Source organism: Archangium gephyra (assembly GCF_049060025.1).
Classification (GTDB): domain Bacteria; phylum Myxococcota; class Myxococcia; order Myxococcales; family Myxococcaceae; genus Archangium; species Archangium gephyra_A.
Map to the genome: position 1 here is coordinate 3,768,304 of NZ_JBMEQQ010000002.1, position 14,421 is coordinate 3,782,724.

Sequence of the window (14,421 nt, forward strand, 5' to 3'; positions counted from 1 at the left end):
GAAAGCCGTTCTGCCGGAGAGCCGTCAGCCGCCGATGGGGGTGGTGCCCACCAGGCTCCGGCCGATGGCCAGGATGCCGCCGATGACGAGCACGAGCGCCCCGCCCACGCCGATGAGCGGCAGCAGGTAGCCGGGGTTGGGACGCTTCCGGTTCATCACCAGCAGCACGTGCGCCAGCACCGCCGCCAGCACCATCATCACCAGGTGGCCCGAGAGCGCCGGGTAGAAGGGCCAGCCCGAGCCCAGCAGGGCAATCCCCAGGAGGATCTGCGTGTCGAGGAGACCGGCGAAGCTGGAGCCGAGGATGCGCACGGACTTGTCCACGGGCCGCTTCGTGGCGAGCCCGAAGGCGAAGTACGCGACGGCAACCAGCCCCAACAGGAGCACGAGGTAGCGCAGCCCGGAGTGGGCGTAGAAGAGCATTCTCATGGCCGCGCTTCCTAGCGCCCCCCAGGCCGGGAGGCGAGCCTTTACGTCGGATCCGGCTTCGGGGTGGTGCGCGTGCTCGGCGGGAGCTCGGGAGGCGCGAGCACCTCGGGCCCGGGCAACTCACCGGTGAGGCTCTTCAGGAAGGCCACGATGTCGTCCACCTCGGCGTCGCTGAAGGTCATGCCGAGCTGGTGCCTGGCCATGAGGCGCACCGCCTGGGGCAGCTCCGTCACGGAGCCGTCGTGGAACCAGGGCCCCGTCTTCTCCACGTTGCGCAGGGTGGGCACGCGGAACTTGTGCAGATCCTCCTCGTTCTTCGTCACCTCGAAGCGGCCCTTGTCCCCGGTGGGGTACTCCTCGATGAGGCCCAGCTTCTGGAAGGAGGTGCCACCCACCGCCGGCCCGTTGTGGCACGTGGTGCAGCCCGAGGCGGCGAAGAGCTCCAACCCGCGCCGCTCCTGCTCGGTGAGGGCGCTCTCGTCACCCGCGAGGAACTTGTCGAAGCGAGCGGTGGTGAGGAGCTTGCGCTCGAAGGCGGCGATGGCGCGCGCGGCGTTGGCCACGTTCACGGGCTTCTTGTCACCCGGGAAGGACTGCTTGAAGCCCTTCACGTACTGAGGGATGGAGTTGAGCGTGGCCAGCACGCGCTTCTCGTCCGGCATGGCCATCTCCACCGGGTTCATCATCGGACCGGCGGCCTGCTCCTCGAGCGTCGCGGCGCGGCCATCCCAGAACTGGGCGATGTGGCCCGCGGCGTGGAAGACGGTGGGCGCGTTGCGGGTGCCCTTCTGGCCCTTGTGGCCCTCGGAGGTGGGCTTGCCGTCCACGCCGAAGGTGGCCAGGTCATGGCAGCTGTTGCAGGAGATGTCGTGGTTCTTCGAGAGGCGGTTCTCGAAGAAGAGCAGGCGCCCCAGGGCGATCTGCGCCTCGGTGTCCTCCGCCTTGACGGCCTTCACGGAGGCCGGCTGGCGGAAGAAGGAGAGGAGCTTCGCGTAGCTCATCCTCGGCTTCGGCGGCTCCTCGGGAGCAGGAGCGGGCGCGGGCGCCGGAGCAGCCGCGGCGGCGGCGGGGGACTCGGGCGGAGCGGGCTCCTTGCTGCACGAGGAAGAGAAGGCGCCCAGGGATACCAATCCGACGCCGAGCCAGAACCGATTCCGCATCATCACCACCCACCTCCCAAGAGGAGCAGTACCACCGCGCCATTCCTACCATCACCACGCCCCCCTTGGGGATGACCCCCCGCGTTCAACGACACGGCCAGGGTGGGACGCCTCCCTCCTGGGAGCCCTGCCCTGTCCGCCTGGGAAGCAGGCGCCCCGGCGTCGCGCTGGAAGAAGAGCCGGTCCACGGCCCAGGACAGGCCGAGCCCGGTGGCCGTCCCCAGCACGTCCCACGTCAGGTCCTTGAAGGAGAAGTGGGTCCCGCGCCCGGCGTCGTAGATCTCCTTCGCCACGCCCGCGCCGAGCGCCACGCCCGCGCCGGAGAGCCACCGTGCCTCGGGGGCCTCGAAGAGCAGCGCCCCACCGGCGTACCCCGCGCCGGCCAGCCCCACGCTGAGGCTGTAGTGCAGCGCCTTGTCCTGCCCGAACCAGTCGTCCCCGGAGGCCCTCCCGGGCTCCGCGCCCCGGGCGGAGAGAGGCACGAGCAACGACAGACACACCACGGCCAGGAGGTTTTCACGGACGGTCATATGACGCGCCATGACACCACCCCTGGGGGCCCGCGTCAGCGTCCCGGAGGCCGTTTTCGAGACGAGCGGCCCGCTTGCACGTATGCTTACGATCCGTGACCCGCCCCGGTACTTCCCTCTTCGATCTCCGCAAACCCTCCTCGCGTCACCCCGGACTCGACGGGGCACGAGGATTGGCCGTGGTGGCGATGGTGTTGGGGCACACGCTGGACGCGCTGCTCTCGCCGGAGCTGCGCGCCGACGAATGGATCCAGCGCTATTGGGAGCTGCGCGGCGTCACCGCTCCCCTCTTCCTGCTGGTGGCCGGCTTCGCGGTGGTGGCCGCGCTCGGCACCTCCCAGGAGAGCGCGGGCCGGACCTTCGGCCGCCGGGCGCGTCGCGCGCTGCTGCTGCTCTTCCTCGGCTACCTGGTGCACTGGCCGGGCTGGGACACCGCCCATGCGCTCGGCTGGGGCGAGCCGCTGCGCTCGCTCGTCTTCGCCTTCGACGCGCTGCAGAGCATCGCGGTGAGCCTGCTGGTGGGCGCGGCCGTGTTGGTGATGGCGCGCGGTACCTGGACGCGGGCCCTGGCCCTCGCCGTGCTCGCCGTGGGCATCCCCCTGGCGAGCACCTGGATGTGGGGCGCCGCCACCGGCTGGCCCGTGGAGCTGCGGCAGGCGGTGGGCATGCCGGGCGCGCGCTTCCCGCTCTTCCCGTGGGCGGGCTTCTTCTTCGCCGGCGCGCTCGCGGCCCACCTGCTGCGGCTGCTGCGGCCCGGCTGGCCCCAGGGCCTGGCCCTGCTGGCGCTCGGCGCGGGACTGCTGCTGCTCACGCGCCAGCTGCCCTCGGACTGGAGCCCCACCAGCGCGTGGCTCGTGGCCTTCCGCGTGGGTCAGGGATTCCTGGTGCTGGGCGCCATCAACCTGCTGCCCCGGGTCATCTCCGGCCTGCTGGCTCCCCTGGGCCGAGCGTCCCTCTGGGTCTACGTGCTGCACCTGCCGCTCGTCTACGGCTGGGCGGGCACGGCGGGCCTCGCCGGGCGCCTGGGCCCCACCCTGGGACTGCTGCCCGCCCTGGGCGTGGGCCTCGCACTGCTCGCGGTGTGCTTCGCCGTGGCCCGCCTGTGGAACCTGGTGCGCGGGGGCCGCCCCTCCTCCGATGCCACCACGTGGCGCGCACGCCCCGTCCCCCTGGTCGGCGCCGCCCTCCGTTCCGGCCAGCGCATCTAGAGGGGATTTACATCCACTCCGCGCACGGGTAGATGCCGTGCCGCTTCACTCCCAGGCAGTTCAAGCGAGGAAACATGCACCTGCTGCGCAAGCTGTCCGCCGTTGCCGTCCTCTGCGTTGCCACCACCGGCCTGTCCGGCTGCGCGGGCATCGCCTTCGCCGGTCCTGGCGCGATCGGCTTCTCCACCCTGTACGCCAACGTCACCGGCAACAACTTCATCAATGAGCAGACCCGGCTGGGCTCGAAGTCCGGCGAGGGCTGCGTGACGTCCATCCTCGGCATCATCACCACGGGTGACGCTGGCGTGCACGAGACGGCGCGCAAGGCCAACATCAACCGCGTCAGCCACATCGACTACCGGTTCGAGAACATCCTCGGCTTCTACGCCAAGTACTGCGCCATCGTTTACGGCGAGTAGCAGTTCCCCGGTGCCGCGTCCCCGCCCACGAGGCCGAGGGACGCGGCTTCCCGCCCGGCCGAGGGCTCAGCCCCGGGGCACCCTGCCGCACCGCGTTTCCCCCGAGCCCCCGAGACTGCTACTTTCCGTTGGCTTCCGGCCTCCCCCCACTCTCTGGCCGCGAAGCTCAGTGAGAGAGCAGACCCCATGAAACTCAAGACCCTCGTTCGACCCCTCGTCCTGGTCGCCGCGACCGCGGGCGCCGCTGCCTTCGCGCAGGCGGCCAAGCCGGCCGCTCCGGCCGCCCCCGCGTCTCCGGCCGTCCAGAAGGCCGTCATCGACCGCGCCCTGCTCACCGTCTTCAAGGCGCTGCCGGCCCGCTTCGAGGACGCCAAGAACCCCATCACCGCGGAGAAGGTGGAGCTGGGGCGGATGCTCTACTTCGAGAACCGCCTCTCGAAGAACCACGACCTCTCCTGCAATAGCTGCCACGACCTGAACAAGTACGGCGTGGACGGCAAGCCCTTCTCGCCGGGCCACAAGAAGCAGCTCGGCGGCCGCAACTCGCCCACCGTGTACAACGCCGGTGGCCACGTCCTGCAGTTCTGGGATGGCCGCGCCCCCAACCTCGAGGAGCAGGCCAAGGGCCCCATCCTCAACCCCGTCGAGATGGCGATGCCCAGTGAGGCGCGCGTCGTCGAGACGCTCAAGTCCATCCCCGGCTACGTCACGGCCTTCCAGAAGGCCTTCCCGGGCGAGGCCGATCCCGTCACCTACAACAACCTCGGTCTGGCCATTGGCGCCTTCGAGCGTCAGCTCGTCACGCCCTCGCGCTTCGACAAGTACCTGACCGGTGACGAGAACGCGCTCACCGAGGCGGAGAAGGTGGGCCTCAAGAAGTTCATGGATCAGGGCTGCCAGACCTGCCACAGCGGCCCCGCCATGGGCGGCTCCCTCCAGAAGCTCGGCCTCGTGCTGCCCTACCAGTCCAAGGACCAGGGCCGCTTCGATCACACCAAGCAGGAGTCGGACCGGATGATGTTCCGCGTCCCCACCCTGCGCAACGTGGCCAAGACGGCGCCCTACTTCCACGACGGCTCGGTGAAGGATCTGCAGACGGCCGTGAAGCTGATGGCCCAGCACCAGTTCGGCAAGCAGATCAGCGACGAGGACACGAAGCACATCGTGACCTTCCTCGACGCGCTCACCGGCGAGCTGCCCAAGAGCTACATCGCCAAGCCGAAGCTGCCGGCCAGCGGCCCCAAGACGCCGAAGCCGGATCCGACGTAATCCCCTGAAGTACCCGCCCCCGCGCCCCCTTGGGTGACGCGGGGGTCCTCCGCCCGGCGGGAGTGGCTACGACGCCATCCGCTGCCGGGGCGGGGGTTGGGTGGCCCGGCCGCGCTCGTCGAGGGCCCGGACCACCGCCTCCAGGGCCGCGATGCGCCGCCCGGCGCGCCCCAGGGCCCACTGCTCGGGAAGCCGCGAGCCGAGCTGCTCCGCCCCCTGCTCCACCCCGCCCGTCTTGTTCTTGAGCGCCCGCGCGCACGCGAGCCGCACGTTCACCGCCTCGGGCACCGGGAAGCCGTCGCGCCGCAGCAGATCCAACGCGAACGTCGTCCACACCGCGAGCTTGTCGCCCGGGCGCAGGAAGGCCTGGAAACGCGCGAGCCCGGACTCCACGGGCTCGCCCGCCAGCAACCGCTCCTCCGGCATTTCCACGTGCAGGGAGGTGCTGCGCGCCAGCGGCTGGCGCGGGGCGAGCACGGCCTCGAAGCACTCCCCCGTGGCCGGGCGCATCGCCACCAGGTGCACCAGCTCGGAGGGAAGGGCCTGCTCGGCGGGGTGGGCGTTGGCCTCCGCGTAGAGCAGCACGAGGTGCTCGAAGTTCTCGGCGATGGTGCGCAGCTCCAGGGGCGGCTGCCACGCGGACTTGTAGAGGCGCTTGCGCGGCGGATCCGTCCGGGTCTCCTGGCGGTCGAGCTGCGTGTCCACCATGAACTCGAAGGGTTGCAGCAGGGAGTCGAAGCGCTCCTGGTGGCCCTCGAGCGCGCCGAGCACCTCGACCACCGCCTCGATGGTGGAGACGCAGTGCTCGGCCGGCTCGGCGCGGATGCGGTAGTTGCTCGGGCGGCGCGGGACGAAGCCGATGCGCGGCAACCCGGCCAGCAGCGGGTTCGTCTTCACCAGCTTGCGCGCCAGCGGCCAGGTGCCGTCCACCACGATGAGCGTCTCGGGAGGGTTCAGCCGCGCCTCCTCCAGGGGGATGGCCTCCTCGCCGGGGAAGAGGACGGCGACGCGCTCGGGATGGGCGGCGAGCGCCTCGAGCCGGGCATGGCCGGAGAAGTCCACGCCGATGTGGAAGCTCGGAGTTGGGCAGCGACAGGTGCGCCATGCGGGCCGTGCCGATGGCCACCCGCCGCTCACGGGGGTGCTGCAGGAAGACGACCCGCGTGCGCGAGTCCACCTGGGGCACGCGCGCGCAGTAGCACGTGGACTGGGGACGCAGGCATCGGAGACAGAGGGAGCGCACCCCGCCGCTTTAACGGCTCCTCGGGGGGGCGGCAAGGTCTGGCGGCGGGAAGGGGGCCAGGGAAGGCCCGGCGTGCCCGGCCGCCTGGAGGGGGACGAGGGAGCGAGGGGCTCGTCAGTCCAGGAAGCGGCGCTCCCAGCGGAGCATGTCCTCGGGGCGCATGGGGCCCAGCCTCCTTGTGCGGTGATGGAGATGGGGTTCGAGGAGCCGGGCGAGCGCGCGGTGGAGGGAGAGCGTCTGGCCCGCCTCCACGTCGCCTGTTTCCGGCTGCTCGCCGAGCGTGATGAGCACCCGGTCCCCGCTCATCTCCTGGAGGCTGATGCCCGGGAGCGACAGATGCTCACGCAGCCCCGCCACACCGCCTAACTTCCCGAGCACCGGCTGCCCGAGGAAGTTCATCCAGTGCACGCCCTCCACCCAGGTGTTCATGCGCAGCTCCGCCTCGTTCGAGGCGAGGTGCACCCCCGGGTAGCGCGGCCGGATGAGTTCGATGGCTTCATGGAACTCTCCGGTGTCCGCGCAGAGGACGAAATCCACATATCCCGAGTTGAAAGGCAGTTCCACCGCCAGGTCGAGGGCCAGAGTACGGACCCTCTCCGGGCCCTGCTCTTCCAGGTACTCCGTGGGCAGGCGCAGGTACAGGACGCTTACGTCATCCTTCCGGTCCGGCCAGGGGAGAGGGACGACGTCCAGCCCTCTATAGTCCACGTGGAATCCAGCGAACCTGCCGGGGTCCTCCCACAGTTGTACGAAGGCGGCCATGTCAGGGCCTGGATGCAGCGTTTCCTTGCGGATTGCCTCCCATGCGGAGTCATCGAGTGACTCGGCTTGTCCATCACCAGAGTACCAGGCGAGTTGGTAGGGACGTATCCGTTCGCGGAAGAGCTCCATGGTACGGATGACGGCGGGTGCTATCCGCTCGTTGGGATGCTGCATGTAGAAGCACATGACCACGGCATCGCTCGTGACCAGCCCACCGCGAAAATCGCGGTGCCGCAATCTCGGGTATCGCTTGGGCGGCATTTCTTCCTACTCCTTCCGTACTACTCCCTGTCGTGGAGAAACGAGCCTGGGTTTCACTTGAAGGGCATCATCATAGACACGGCCTTGTGTTTCATCCTTCCAACGACCTCCCCTGTATCTTTCCCACTGAGCGTCATTAGCCTTGGGGCAGGGAAACTTGAGATCGTATACATGGACGATGAATCCCTTCGCATCCATGAGAACGACGTCCGGCTCGATGGTGCCCCACAGCCCTTTCCAACCGTACTTTGACACAAGCTCTTTGACCTCTTGTTCTTTCAAGAACTTCCACGAACCAGTCACATCATCTAGCTGGAAACGGGGGTGCAGCAGGTAGCGCTCGGGCAGCAGCTTGTCCAACGCCTCGCGCAGGCAAGGCCAGGACTCCTCGTGCTTGAAGAGCCCCAGGTACGCGGCCCAGGTCGTCCGCTCCCCCACCTTCACCTGCTGGCAGATCTCCCAGCTCGGGCTCCTGCCGTTGAAGTGGTAGTCGTTGACCTTCTGGTCCGCCCGGCGCACACACCGCTCGATCTCCCTCTCCACCTTCGCGAGCAGGTCCGTGGCCAACGCCACGCCCCGTCGCTCGGCCGAGTTGATCTGGGGTCTCATCGCCGCCCCCATGACCGCCGCCGTGGCGCCGGCCACCGCCTTCATGCCCGAGGAAGCGGAGCGCTGCGCCGTCTCGGCCACCCGCGCCATCTCGGACGAGCCGGTGCAACGCTCCCACTGGCCGGGGTTCTGCTTGAGGCAGCACTCGGGCGTCAGATCCCTCGGGCCGCACTCCCCCACCACCTCCACCGAGTCCAGTTCCGACAGGCACCCCGCCTGGAGTACGGCCAGGAGCATCAGCCACCCCGGCAACCTGCTCCGCGCGCAATGAGGCATGGTGACTCATGGTACATGGGGCTTCTCCATGAGCGCATCGACCAGGGACGGACAAAAGAGTCCAGAAAGCGGGACGCCTCCAGAGGGAACTGGAGCGGGAACACACCGGTGGCCTCGCCGCCGCGTGTTGCGCTGGGCCCTGGGACTGGTGCCCGCCACGGTAGGCGGTGGCTGGACCACCGTCCGGTGGCTTGGCGAGCGCGAGCGGCGCAGGCACGAGGAGGAACTGGGGCCGGAGGACGGGTGGGAGGTGGAGGGCGGGCGCGTCTTGAAGGGGGGCCCCACGGAGGAAATCGAGGACCCAGAAGCCGAGGCCGCGCGGCTGGCCCAGGAAGCCGCCTGGTACTCCTTCGCGGGCGACTCGAGCGCCAGCACCTTCACGAAACTGGCCCTCGACACCTTTCCGTCCTCCGCGCCAGCCCGGCTGGTGAGGGCCTGCTGGTACATGCAAAAGGACGCGTGGAAGGTGGTGCGGGAAGATCTGTCGGCCCCCGCCCTCCGCGACACCCCGGAGGCGCGTCTGTTATTGGAATTCACCGAGCGCCTGCCCCGCTCGCCCGATTGGCGCCATGCCTTCTTCGACGCCTGGAAGGCCCTTGGACAGCCCGACTTCCGCAAGAGCACCGTGCTCCCCGCCCCCATCGAGTGGAATCGCATGAATTCAACCATGCTCACCCAGGTGCATCCTGGCGAGGACTGGCTCTTCCCGGTGGGAATCGTGTCCCCAGGCACGATGGCGGGAAAGGAGCCATGGATGCGCGAGCGGGTTCTCGGCTGCCAGTCGATTCCCCTGCTCATGGCGATGCGCGAGCAACTGCTCTCCCTCGAAGAGGCGGCGCCCATGCGCCAGGCCTGCTTCGCGGCGGTGGAGGAGCGGCTCGGGCAGCTCGCCGGGCCCGCTCCTCGCACCCTCCAGCTCGCCCTCATCCCCTTCCTGTCGGGCACCTCGTACTCGGCGCCCTTCGAGCGGCGGGAGCTGGAGGCGCTCGAGAAGCTCGTCGCGCTGCGCGAGTGGAAGCAGCCCTCCAACGAGGAGGTCTTCCGGGAGATGCAAGGGCATATGGACGTCGTGTACGGCCCCGCCCACCATGCCTGGATGATGACCTCGCTGGCCCAGGCCACCTCCCACGGCACGTGGCTCCTGGATCGTGCCAGGGCCAGCAAGGCACACCTGTCCGAGGACGAGCTGCGGTGGCTGGGACGGCTGCTGTATGAGGTGGGCGCACGCCTGCGCGCGCAACCCTCCCGTCTGGAATTGGAGATGGGGCTGCGGCTCCAGATGTCCGGCTCCGAGTTGATGCAGCACGTCCCCACCCGCGAGGAGTGCATCGCCGCCTGGATTCAACTGGGCAACTGGGAGGACGCCGTGAAGAAGGCGGCCTATGACCGCTGGCCCATCGCCAGGCTGCGCGAGGAGTCCTGCGAGCACCGCGCCCGGAACGAGCTCGCGTGGATGCAAGCCTTCGCGGGCACGGGCGAGCTGCCCTGAATCGCTCGATTCCTACCGTGTCTGTCTGGATTGGACGAGCCCCTGCTCCCGCAGGAAGGCCACCGTCTTCTCCACTCCCTCGGCGAGAGGCGTGGGGTTGAAGCCGAGCTCACGCTGGGCCTTGTTCGCGTCCACGCGCACGTTCCACAGCAGGAAGGACAACTGCCCCGACGCGATGAGCGGGGTGAAGCCAAACGTCCTCGCCAGGGGCGCGGACACCGCGGCGAGCACCTTCATCACCGCCGCGGGCGTGGTGGGCGGTACCCGGGCTCCCGCGCCCTCCACCCGGAGGATCTCCCGCGCAAGCCCCGCATTGCTCACGTGGGTGTCGGCCACCAGGTAGCGTTCCCCCGTGACACCGCGCTCGGCCGCCGCGAGGTGCGCGTCCGCCACGCCGTCCACGTACGCCACCGGCATCCCCCCGGGCGGCAGGGCCGGCACCTTCCGGTTGAGCACCTGGAGGAACAACGAGTTGAGCCCCACGTGCACGGGGGACGGCCCGTACACCGCCCCCGGGTTCACGTAGACCAGCTCGAGCCCCTCGCGCCGGAGGACCTCGGCCTCCCGCTCCGCGGCCTGCTTCGAGCGCTCGTAGGCGGTGGGCTTCGGCTCGGGGTCCAGGTTCGTCTCCACCAGCGTGCCCCCTTCGGGCGCGGCGAAGACATCCATCGTCGAGGTGTACACCACCCGATTCACCCGCCCGGCGAGCGCGGCCCGGAGCACGTTCACCGTCCCCTGGCGGTTCACCCGGTCGAAGATGCGCTCATCCGGCTGCCACTGCTCGGGCATCCCCGCCGCGTGGAACAGCCACTCCACGTCCCGCATGGCCGCCGGGAGTGAGTCCGGCGCCGTCACGTCGCCTCGAACCAATTCCACGCCCTCCGGGAGCAGCCGCGCGGCCCGCTCCGGGTCTCGCACCAACGCGCGCACCTGGTGTCCCCGCACCATCAGCCGCCGCGCAATGGCGTTTCCAATGAGGCCCGTGGCCCCCGTGACCAGCACGTTCATCGTCTTCCTGCCCTCTCGGGGTCCAACGCCCCATGACGAGCAGGCTCCTGGCGCTCTGTGACGGCTCCGCGAGCCCCTCGGCCTGCTCTTGCTCTCCCAGCATGCGGCCCTCCCCCCGCATGCGTCCACCCCGGCCCCTTCCCGCGCTCATCACAGCCCCCACTTCCCAACTCTGAACAAGAGAGGACCCGACCCACCGCGAGCCCCAAGAGGAGCCCTCCCGCTCATGCCTTTCACCCCTGACCTGCTCTTCCACGAGACGCTGTCCGGCCCCATGGCGCTGGGCAAGCAGGGCCGCGAGTACCCCGCGCGTCACGGCCGCACCACCCGGCTGTCCCTGCACGCCACCATCCGCATCGACTCCATGGAGGACTTCCTCATGGACCCCGAGCACGTGGCCTGGTTGGGCGGACACCTCTCCTTCCCTCCCTTCTCCAAGTGCCTCCCCATCCGCGAGGGCCGCTTCCAGCTCTTCTCGCCCTCGGACGACCCGCGCATGCGGTTGATGCACTACGACGCCCGCTTCGAGCACGAGGGCCGCACCTGGTTCCTGTCCGGCACCAAGTTCCTCCGGGATGATCCGGGGCCCGACCTCTGGGCGGACACCACCCGGCTGCACACCACCCTCCACGAGGGCCACGACGAGCGAGGTCCGCTGGTGAGCGTGGGCGTGCTCTCGGTCGGCGTGCGCGAGCTGCTCGCGCTCATGGCCAGCATGCGCTCGCCCCGGGGCGGTCCCCAGGCGCTGGTGCGCTTCGGCCAGTTCTTCCTCGGCAACCTCTGGGAGCTCTACGCATGAGCCCTCGGCCCGAGCACTTCGACGCCATCATCGTCGGCTCCGGTTTCGGCGGCTCGGTGATGTGTCACCGGCTGGCCGAGGCGGGCCTGCGCGTCTGTCTGCTGGAGCGGGGCAAGGTGTACCCGCCGGGATCCTTCCCGCGCAGTCCCCGCGAAATCCGCCACGGCTTCTGGGACCCGGCCCGGGGCCTCCACGGGCTCTTCAACATCTGGTCCTTCCGGTGGCTGGGGGGCGTGGTGGCCAGCGGCCTGGGCGGCGGCTCGCTCCTCTACGCCAACGTGCTCATCCGCAAGGACGAGCACACCTTCGTCCGCGAGGACCGGGCCTCCGGCGGCTATGAGCACTGGCCCGTCACCCGCCAGGAGCTGGAGGTCCACTACGACCAGGTGGAGGCGATGATGAAGGCGCAGCGCTTCCCCTTCGAGCACGAGCCCTACCGCTCCACCCCCAAGACGCAGGCGATGAAGCAGGCCGCCGAGCGGCTCGGGTACGAGTGGTTCCTCCCCAAGCTGGGCGTCACCTTCGGCAACCCGGGGCAGCGGCCCGTCCCCGGCGAGCCCATCCAGGAGTCCGCTCCGAACCTGCACGGCCGCACGCGCCTCACCTGCCGCATGTGCGGCGAGTGCAACCTCGGCTGCAACTACGGCAGCAAGAACTCGCTGGACTTCACGTACCTGTCCGCCGCGAAGCGCCTCGGCGCCGAGCTCCGCACCCGGTGCGAGGTGAAGGCCTTCCGCCCCGACGTGGGCGGCGGCTACGCCGTCGAATACGTGGACTACAGCGGTGTCACCGAGGGCGAGCCGCTCCCGCGAGAGCCTCGCCGCCACCTCATCACCGCGGACCGGCTCATCCTCGCGGCCGGCACCTTCGGGACCAATCAGTTGCTGCTGCGCAACCGGCACTCGTTCCCCCGCATCAGCCGGCAGCTCGGCATGCGCTTCTCGGGCAATGGCGACCTGCTGGCCTTCCTCATGGGCAGCAAGGAGAGCGGCTCCGGCACGGCACGGCCCCGAGTGCTCGACGGCGGCAATGGCCCCGTCATCACCAGTGCCATCCGCGTCCGGGACTCGCTCGAGGGCGGCAATGGCCGGGGCTTCTACATCCAGGACGCAGGCCACCCCGAGTTCCTCAACTGGCTCTATGAGTCGCGCAACCCGCTGCCGGTGATGCTGCGCTCGCTCAAGCTCGTCGGGCGCCTGGCCCGGGAGTGGACGCGCACCGAGCGCCGGAGTGACATCGGCGCGGAGCTCGCCGAGGCGCTCGGTCCCTGTATGGACTCGGCCACGTCGATGGCCATGCTCGGCATGGGCCGGGACATCCCCGATGGCAAGCTGCGGCTGACGCGCCATGGAACGCTGGACCTGGACTGGAGCCCGCGAGGCGGCTCGGCCGGGTACTTCCGGCGGCTGCGCGGCGCCATGCAGGAGGTCGCCGCGGCGCTCGAAGGGGAACTGGTGCACAACCCGCTCGGGTACCTGGGCCAGATGGTCACCGTGCATCCGCTCGGCGGCTGCGCGATGGGGCGCGACAAGCACGAGGGCGTCGTCGACGCCCACGGCGAGGTCTTCGGCTACCCCGGCCTGTACGTGGCGGATGGCTCGGTGATGCCCGGGCCCGTCGGTCCCAACCCCGCGCTCACCATCGCCGCCCTGTCGGATCGCTTCGCCGAGCGGATCCTCGCCCGGCGCCCCGCCCGCCCGAGCCCCCAGGAGCAGACCGGGGCCGAGGCGGCTTGAACCCCGGTGGCGCCCCCTCACGAAGGAAGACACGCATGAACGTTTCACCGAAGACGAAGGACACGAGGGCGCTGGAGCACGAGCGCGTGGTTCCGCGCTTCACCTTGGAGGGAGTGCCGGACGCCGACGTCCGCATCTACCCTCTCACCACCGAGGACAAGCTGGGACTGAGCATGCTGCGCTTCCAGCGGGAGCCATGTGAGGACGTGGTGCTCGTCATCCACGGCCTCACCACGTCCAGCGACATGTTCATCATGCCGGAGCACGAGAACCTGGTCCGGTACCTGTTGGATCATGGGTTCACCGACGTGTGGACGCTCGACTCCCGGATGAGCAACCGGCACCCGTACAACCTGCTGCGGCACCGCTACACGTTGGACGACGTCGCCGCGTTCGACTACCCGGCGGCCGTGGCCCGCATCCGCCAGGAGATCGGAGACAAGCGGTTGCACGTCATCGGGCACTGCCTGGGCTCGGTCACCTTCATGATGAGCCTGTTCGGCGGCGTGGTGGAGGACATCACCAGCGTCATCGCCAGCAGCGCGGCGCTCACCCCGCGAATCCCCACGTGGTCGCGCCTGAAGCTCGCCGTGGCGCCCTTCCTCCTCGAACGCGTGCTGGACATGCCGTACCTCGACCCGAACGCCAGCCACGAGCCCCTGCTCTCCCGGAGCGGCCTGCTCGGGCGGGCCGTGGATCTGCTCCACCCCGAGTGCGACGTGCCGGCCTGTCACATGCTCAGCATGATGTGGGGCACCGGCTGGCCCGCGCCCTACCACCACGAGAACCTCCATGACGTCACCCACCAACGCGGCGGGGATCTCCATGGCGCCACCAGCGTCCACTACTACCGGCACCTGCGGAAGATGGTGAACGCCGGCGGAGCCGTGAAGTACGACCCCTCCGACCCGAGACTCGACCATCTGCCCGACGACTACTTCGACTTCGCTGAGGAGATCGAGACACCCGTCCTGCTCGTCACCGGAGAGAGCAACCACGTCTTCACCGATTCGAACATCGTCTGCTACCAGCGGCTGGAGTCGCTCGCACCGGGACGGCACTCACTGGAGATCATCCCCGGCTACGGGCACCAGGACGTCTTCCTGGGCAAGGACTGCGCGCGCGACGTCTTCCCACGCTTCGTGCGGTACCTGAACGCGCACCGGGGCGAACGCAGGCATTGAGACGTGTGAAATTGCTTACCTCGCGGGAGTGAGCCCGCT

Annotated in this window: 14 protein-coding genes and 1 pseudogene; 7 read left to right on the forward strand and 8 right to left on the reverse strand. The window is 69.4% G+C overall.

The features are described from left to right. Positions 1-24: 24 nt before the first annotated feature. From ACN28I_RS16255 to ACN28I_RS16265, 3 genes are read right to left on the reverse strand one after another with little or no spacing between them, the layout of a single operon-like run. Positions 25-429, reverse strand: a complete 405-nt coding sequence (locus ACN28I_RS16255) for a hypothetical protein (RefSeq protein ID WP_420942927.1) — start codon at positions 427-429, stop codon at positions 25-27. Positions 430-470: 41 nt separating this feature from the next. Next, positions 471-1,592 (reverse strand): cytochrome-c peroxidase, encoded by a 1,122-nt coding sequence (locus ACN28I_RS16260; RefSeq protein WP_420942928.1) that lies wholly within the window; start codon positions 1,590-1,592, stop codon positions 471-473. Continuing rightward, the gene (locus ACN28I_RS16265; RefSeq protein WP_420942929.1) at positions 1,592-2,119 is read right to left on the reverse strand and encodes a hypothetical protein; all 528 of its coding nucleotides are present in this window, start codon (positions 2,117-2,119) and stop codon (positions 1,592-1,594) included. Before ACN28I_RS16265 ends, ACN28I_RS16260 begins: the two co-directional genes overlap by 1 nt. Before the next feature lie 188 nt (positions 2,120-2,307). Here ACN28I_RS16265 and ACN28I_RS16270 point away from each other — a divergent pair, with 188 nt between their 5' ends. From ACN28I_RS16270 to ACN28I_RS16280, 3 genes are all read left to right on the forward strand, one after another. Next, entirely contained in the window at positions 2,308-3,327 is a 1,020-nt protein-coding gene (locus ACN28I_RS16270) for an acyltransferase family protein (protein WP_420948651.1), read from the forward strand. A 74-nt stretch (positions 3,328-3,401) separates the two neighbouring features. Then, positions 3,402-3,746: a TRL domain-containing protein gene (locus tag ACN28I_RS16275; protein ID WP_420942930.1), complete on the forward strand. Its 345-nt coding sequence runs from the start codon at positions 3,402-3,404 to the stop codon at positions 3,744-3,746. A gap of 186 nt (positions 3,747-3,932) precedes the next feature. Further along, on the forward strand, positions 3,933-5,015 hold the full coding sequence (locus ACN28I_RS16280) for a cytochrome-c peroxidase (RefSeq protein ID WP_420942931.1): 1,083 nt from the start codon (positions 3,933-3,935) through the stop codon (positions 5,013-5,015). Positions 5,016-5,081: 66 nt separating this feature from the next. Here the strand turns inward: ACN28I_RS16280 and ACN28I_RS16285 are convergent, their stop codons facing one another. From ACN28I_RS16285 to ACN28I_RS16300, 4 genes and pseudogenes are all read right to left on the reverse strand, one after another. Next, positions 5,082-6,077, reverse strand: coding sequence for a DTW domain-containing protein (locus ACN28I_RS16285; RefSeq protein WP_420942932.1), 996 nt, complete (start codon positions 6,075-6,077; stop codon positions 5,082-5,084). A 70-nt stretch (positions 6,078-6,147) separates the two neighbouring features. After that, positions 6,148-6,258, reverse strand: a pseudogene (locus ACN28I_RS16290) (DTW domain-containing protein); the annotation flags it as partial. Positions 6,259-6,372: 114 nt separating this feature from the next. After that, positions 6,373-7,281, reverse strand: a complete 909-nt coding sequence (locus ACN28I_RS16295) for a type VI immunity family protein (protein ID WP_420942933.1) — start codon at positions 7,279-7,281, stop codon at positions 6,373-6,375. A gap of 6 nt (positions 7,282-7,287) precedes the next feature. Further along, positions 7,288-8,127, reverse strand: a complete 840-nt coding sequence (locus tag ACN28I_RS16300; protein WP_420942934.1) for a hypothetical protein — start codon at positions 8,125-8,127, stop codon at positions 7,288-7,290. Between the two features lie 163 nt (positions 8,128-8,290). Here ACN28I_RS16300 and ACN28I_RS16305 point away from each other — a divergent pair, with 163 nt between their 5' ends. Beyond that, positions 8,291-9,655: a hypothetical protein gene (locus tag ACN28I_RS16305; RefSeq protein ID WP_420942935.1), complete on the forward strand. Its 1,365-nt coding sequence runs from the start codon at positions 8,291-8,293 to the stop codon at positions 9,653-9,655. Between the two features lie 12 nt (positions 9,656-9,667). Here ACN28I_RS16305 and ACN28I_RS16310 read toward each other — a convergent pair whose 3' ends face one another. Continuing rightward, complete coding sequence (locus tag ACN28I_RS16310; protein WP_420942936.1) at positions 9,668-10,663, reverse strand: SDR family NAD(P)-dependent oxidoreductase; 996 nt, start codon at positions 10,661-10,663, stop codon at positions 9,668-9,670. Positions 10,664-10,889: 226 nt separating this feature from the next. Between ACN28I_RS16310 and ACN28I_RS16315 the strand changes: the two genes are divergently transcribed. From ACN28I_RS16315 to ACN28I_RS16325, 3 genes are read left to right on the forward strand one after another with little or no spacing between them, the layout of a single operon-like run. Continuing rightward, positions 10,890-11,462: a hypothetical protein gene (locus tag ACN28I_RS16315; RefSeq protein WP_420942937.1), complete on the forward strand. Its 573-nt coding sequence runs from the start codon at positions 10,890-10,892 to the stop codon at positions 11,460-11,462. After that, on the forward strand, positions 11,459-13,198 hold the full coding sequence (locus tag ACN28I_RS16320) for a GMC oxidoreductase (protein ID WP_420942938.1): 1,740 nt from the start codon (positions 11,459-11,461) through the stop codon (positions 13,196-13,198). The genes ACN28I_RS16315 and ACN28I_RS16320 overlap by 4 nt, the downstream gene beginning before the upstream one ends. A 35-nt stretch (positions 13,199-13,233) precedes the next feature. Further along, positions 13,234-14,382 carry an alpha/beta fold hydrolase gene (locus ACN28I_RS16325; RefSeq protein WP_420942939.1) on the forward strand — a complete coding sequence of 383 codons (1,149 nt, stop codon included), beginning with the start codon at positions 13,234-13,236 and terminating at the stop codon, positions 14,380-14,382. The last annotated feature ends 39 nt before the right edge of the window (positions 14,383-14,421 follow it).

What these genes read in the sequence shown, in the direction of transcription:
- ACN28I_RS16255 (WP_420942927.1), bottom strand. Translation starts at nt 429, where the DNA reads ATGAGAATGCTCTTCTACGCCCACTCCGGGCTGCGCTACCTCGTGCTC.
- ACN28I_RS16260 (WP_420942928.1), bottom strand. Translation starts at nt 1,592, where the DNA reads ATGATGCGGAATCGGTTCTGGCTCGGCGTCGGATTGGTATCCCTGGGC.
- ACN28I_RS16265 (WP_420942929.1), bottom strand. Translation starts at nt 2,119, where the DNA reads ATGACCGTCCGTGAAAACCTCCTGGCCGTGGTGTGTCTGTCGTTGCTC.
- ACN28I_RS16270 (WP_420948651.1), top strand. Translation starts at nt 2,308, where the DNA reads ATGGTGTTGGGGCACACGCTGGACGCGCTGCTCTCGCCGGAGCTGCGC.
- ACN28I_RS16275 (WP_420942930.1), top strand. Translation starts at nt 3,402, where the DNA reads ATGCACCTGCTGCGCAAGCTGTCCGCCGTTGCCGTCCTCTGCGTTGCC.
- ACN28I_RS16280 (WP_420942931.1), top strand. Translation starts at nt 3,933, where the DNA reads ATGAAACTCAAGACCCTCGTTCGACCCCTCGTCCTGGTCGCCGCGACC.
- ACN28I_RS16295 (WP_420942933.1), bottom strand. Translation starts at nt 7,281, where the DNA reads ATGCCGCCCAAGCGATACCCGAGATTGCGGCACCGCGATTTTCGCGGT.
- ACN28I_RS16300 (WP_420942934.1), bottom strand. Translation starts at nt 8,127, where the DNA reads ATGCTCCTGGCCGTACTCCAGGCGGGGTGCCTGTCGGAACTGGACTCG.
- ACN28I_RS16310 (WP_420942936.1), bottom strand. Translation starts at nt 10,663, where the DNA reads ATGAACGTGCTGGTCACGGGGGCCACGGGCCTCATTGGAAACGCCATT.
- ACN28I_RS16315 (WP_420942937.1), top strand. Translation starts at nt 10,890, where the DNA reads ATGCCTTTCACCCCTGACCTGCTCTTCCACGAGACGCTGTCCGGCCCC.
- ACN28I_RS16320 (WP_420942938.1), top strand. Translation starts at nt 11,459, where the DNA reads ATGAGCCCTCGGCCCGAGCACTTCGACGCCATCATCGTCGGCTCCGGT.
- ACN28I_RS16325 (WP_420942939.1), top strand. Translation starts at nt 13,234, where the DNA reads ATGAACGTTTCACCGAAGACGAAGGACACGAGGGCGCTGGAGCACGAG.